Source organism: Mycobacterium sp., from assembly GCF_035499775.1.
Lineage (GTDB): Bacteria > Actinomycetota > Actinomycetes > Mycobacteriales > Mycobacteriaceae > Mycobacterium.
In genome coordinates this window covers 1-4,034 of the sequence record NZ_DATJYB010000479.1, presented here as the reverse complement: position 1 = coordinate 4,034, position 4,034 = coordinate 1, and the positions used below count along the sequence as shown (strand labels likewise).

The following is a 4,034-nucleotide window of genomic DNA, read 5'->3' as shown; positions in this document are numbered from 1 at the left end:
GGGAGTCGGTTCGCTCTGCCTTATTTTCATCATCATGCTCATCATCACGCGAAGTTTTGTGGCCGCACTAGTTATCGTGGGTACAGTGGCACTTTCGTTGGGCGCATCGTTTGGGCTGTCGGTCCTGATCTGGCAGTATATTCTGAGCATTAAATTGCACTGGATGGTGCTGCCGATGTCTGTAATCGTCCTTTTGGCAGTGGGATCCGACTATAATCTGTTGCTGGTATCACGGATGAAAGAAGAATTAGCTGCCGGCATAAAAACGGGCATGATCCGTGCTATGGGCGGTACCGGCAAGGTCGTGACGAACGCGGGTCTGGTGTTCGCCTTCACCATGATGTCCATGGCGGTCAGCGACCTGCGCATCATCGCTCAAGTGGGCACGACGATCGGCCTGGGTCTGTTGTTCGACACGTTGGTTGTGCGTTCGTTCATGATGCCGTCTATCGCCGCGTTGCTCGGACGTTGGTTCTGGTGGCCGCAAGTAGTGCGGCCGCGCCCAGCCAGCCGAATGCTGCGCGCTTACGGGCCCCGCCCAGTGGTTCGGGCCCTGATGCTCAGGGAGGAACCCGACGACGACGCGGTCACAATGGAGCTGCCGACGCCGTCGGTCTAGGTTGGCCCTCGCTCGTGACCAGCGCCGCGTACTGGCGGTCGCTCGCTACGTCGAAACTGCGGTGACGGCGTAGTTTCGGCTCTTGGCCGCGCCCTGTACGCAGGCTCGGCGCCATCAGCGCAGGCTCGCTGCCGTCGGCGCAGGCTCGCTGCGGGCCAGACGCGGCTTCGCTCCCGAAGGTGACAGAACCGACCAGGCAGACGGCGGGCCGGGAGTTGTCGCTGCGAGATGGGCACCACGGTAGTCGCCTGTCGCGGACGCCAATGAGGCCACTGTGACCAATGCGATGACACTTATCACAGCCGCCACATCAGTCCCGCATTGGAGACTCCGCGTTGACTCGCCTTCCACCGACAACGCTGGACACCTAGCCGATCGTGCCGGCTTGGCCCGAAGTTCGCGCCCCCCAGAACCCTGGCCCGAACCACCCACCCGCCAAAGCACCCTCGCGCCCGCTCACCCGTGTCGAGACCGGGCACCGAAGACTCCGACGTCAGGCACAACAGCTACATCGAAAACCGGCTCTTCGCAGTTGAGGGTGTAGAGGTGGGCGGCGCGTCGTTGCCGGGGTAGAGGTCGAGGTCTTCCGATGATGGGAGTTCTCACACCGCCCAGTTGGGGAAGACCTCGACATGCCTGACGCTACCTTCGCTTGCCCTGATCTGATCACGTTCTGCCGCCTCGATGAGCTCGGACTGGAGGTGACCGGGCAACGCGTTGAGCCTGACCGGGCACTGTTGGCGTGTCGGATCATCGACGAGGATCGATGGTGTCGGCGCTGCGGCGAGGAAGGCAGCCCGCGCGACACCGTGACCAGAAGGTTGGCTCATGAGCCGTTCGGGTGGCGGCCCACCACGCTGTTGATCACCGTGCGCCGCTACCGATGCGTCGGTTGCCGTCATGTGTGGCGCCAAGACAACAGTGGCGCAGCCGAGCCGCGGGCCGCGTTGTCGCGCCGTGGTCTGCGGTGGGCGCTGGAAGCCCTTGTCTGCCAGCACCTGAGCGTGGCCCGGGTCGCCGAAGGACTGGCGGTGTCGTGGAACACCGCCAACAACGCGGTGCTCGCCGAAGGCCAGCGGGTACTCATCGCCGATCCAGCCCGCATCGACGGTGTGCGGGTGATCGGTGTCGATGAACACGTGTGGCGTCACACCCGCCGCGGCGACAAGTACGTCACCGTCATCATTGACCTGACACCGGTGCGCGACGGCTCCGGCCCGGCACGGTTGCTCGACAGGGTCGAAGGGCGGTCCAAGAAGGCGTTCCAACAATGGCTCGCTGAGCGGCCACAAGACTGGCGTGACCGAGTGGAAGTCGTTGCCATGGACGGATTTTCCGGTCTCAAGACCGCCACCACTGAAGAGCTGCCCGATGCAGCGACGGTGATGGACCCCTTCCATATGGTCCGGCTGGCCGGCAACGCCCTCGATGAATGCCGGCGCCGTGTCCAGCAGACCACCCGTGGGCACCGGGGCCGCAAGACCGACCCGCTCTATGCGTGCCGGCGGACCTTGCAGACTGGGGCCGATCTGCTCACCGATAAGCAAAAGGCCCGGCTGGCGGCCTTGTTCGCCGTCGACGCCCACGCCGAGGTCGAAGCCACGTGGACGATGTATCAGCGCACCGTGGCCGCCTACCGGCACCCCGACCGCAAGACAGGCCGCACCATGATGGCGGCGCTGATCACCGCGCTGAGCACCGGCGTCCCCAAAGCCCTGCACGAGGTGATCACCCTCGGACGGACACTTAAGAAGCGGGCCGCCGACGTACTGGCCTACTTCGACCGGCCCGGCACATCCAACGGGCCGACCGAAGCGATCAACGGCCGTCTCGAGCACCTCCGAGGATCCGCCCTGGGATTCCGTAACCTCACCAACTACATCGCCAGATCGCTACTGGAAACCGGCGGATTCAAACCCCAACTACACCGTCATAAATGAAGAGCCGCTTTTCATAGAAGGAACCGCAAAACTACAACGAAAACGCATACAAGCTGACAAGCCCGCCCTAAGCTGACTGCAGCCAGCACCACGAAGGCCCGGTTCGTCGGTCATCGGCTCCATGGTCGTCGGTATGGCACAGATATAGCCCTTGTCGTGGAGGGACATGGCCGATGACGACTTTGACCGCCCAACCGGAGTTGATGACGACTGCTGCGGCGGACGTTGCCGACATTCGTTCAGCGATCGGCGCGGCCAATACGGCCGCCGCCGTCCGAACAACCGGCCTGCTGGCAGCGGCCGGCGATGAGGTGTCGGCCGCCTGTGCGACGTTGTTCAACACATACGGCGCTGAGTATCAGGCAGCCATCGCACACGCTTCGGCGTTTCATGGGCAATTCGCCAAGGCCCTGGCCGCCGCGGGGAACACCTACGCCGAAGCCGAGTCCGCCAACGCCACCGGGCTCGCTGGGGCGCTAGGGCGGATCACGTCACCGGTCCAGTCGTTGCTGGGTGGCGGCGCCGCGCCTGCGGCGGCCCCTGTGGCTCCGGTGCCGTTACCGGGGGCAGGTCAGCCGCTGATCACGAACACGAACATTGCGCTGATCATGAGCGGCAGCGGCAATCCGATACCTTCCAACACACCCGGCTTCGTGACGAACATCTTCAATCACTACCTCGTACCGAATGGCTTCGGCAGTTACATCCCATCAGAGCTAGTCACTCCCGAGGGGCTGTATCCGTTCTTCGGCTCCAAGGAATTGACACTCGACGACTCGGTCGCCCAGGGCGTCACGATTCTGAACAACACCCTGGTGGGAACGGGTGAAGGGCAGCATGGGCTACTCATTCCCGGGTCCGGCAACAAGGTCGTCGTTGAGGGCATATCGCAAAGCGCCATAATTTCTTCGCTGGAAATGGAAAAGCTCGACGCGTTGCCCGCCGCCATGCGTCCCCCGACAAGTGACCTCAGCTTCGTGCTGATGGCAGATCAAATGAATCCCAACGGTGGCCTCCTAGCACGCTTCCCGGACATGACGCCGAACCAGCCACTTCAACTTCCGAGTCTGGGCGTAACGTTCTATGGCGCGACCCCGGCCGATACGCCGTACCAAACCACCATCTACACGCTGCAATACGACGGGTTCGCCGATTTCCCGCGCTACCCGCTCAATGTTCTCTCGGACCTCAACGCCTTCGTCGGCATCGCGACAGTGCACCCCACATATGCGGGTGTCGATCCGAGCACGCTTCCCCCGGGCGACCTGGTGAAACTGGACGGGTCAGTGGGTCAACCCGGCCCTGGTGGCGAGGTATCGACGAACACTACCTACTACATGATGACCCCGCCGGGGGCGGTGCTACCACTGCTGGCGCCGCTGCATGCGATCCCGGTGATCGGAAAACCGCTCACGGATCTGCTCCAACCGGACTTAACGACTCTCGTCAACCTGGGCTACGGGGACCCGGCCTTC

3 protein-coding genes are annotated in these 4,034 nt (G+C 63.3%); all 3 read left to right on the top strand.

Annotated features, from left to right (window positions below):
* On the top strand, nucleotides 1–619 hold a 619-nt coding region (locus VML93_RS29590), incomplete at its 5' end, for an MMPL family transporter (RefSeq protein ID WP_325615984.1).
* 632 nt (nucleotides 620–1,251) lie between these two features.
* Nucleotides 1,252–2,559 carry an ISL3 family transposase gene (locus tag VML93_RS29585; RefSeq protein ID WP_325615982.1) on the top strand — a complete coding sequence of 436 codons (1,308 nt, stop codon included), beginning with the start codon at nucleotides 1,252–1,254 and terminating at the stop codon, nucleotides 2,557–2,559.
* 173 nt (nucleotides 2,560–2,732) lie between these two features.
* On the top strand, nucleotides 2,733–4,034 hold a 1,302-nt coding region (locus VML93_RS29580; RefSeq protein ID WP_325615980.1), incomplete at its 3' end, for a PE-PPE domain-containing protein.

Bases quoted from the DNA above. Each gene is read 5' to 3' on its own strand.
- VML93_RS29585 (WP_325615982.1), top strand. From the start codon at position 1,252: ATGCCTGACGCTACCTTCGCTTGCCCTGATCTGATCACGTTCTGCCGC.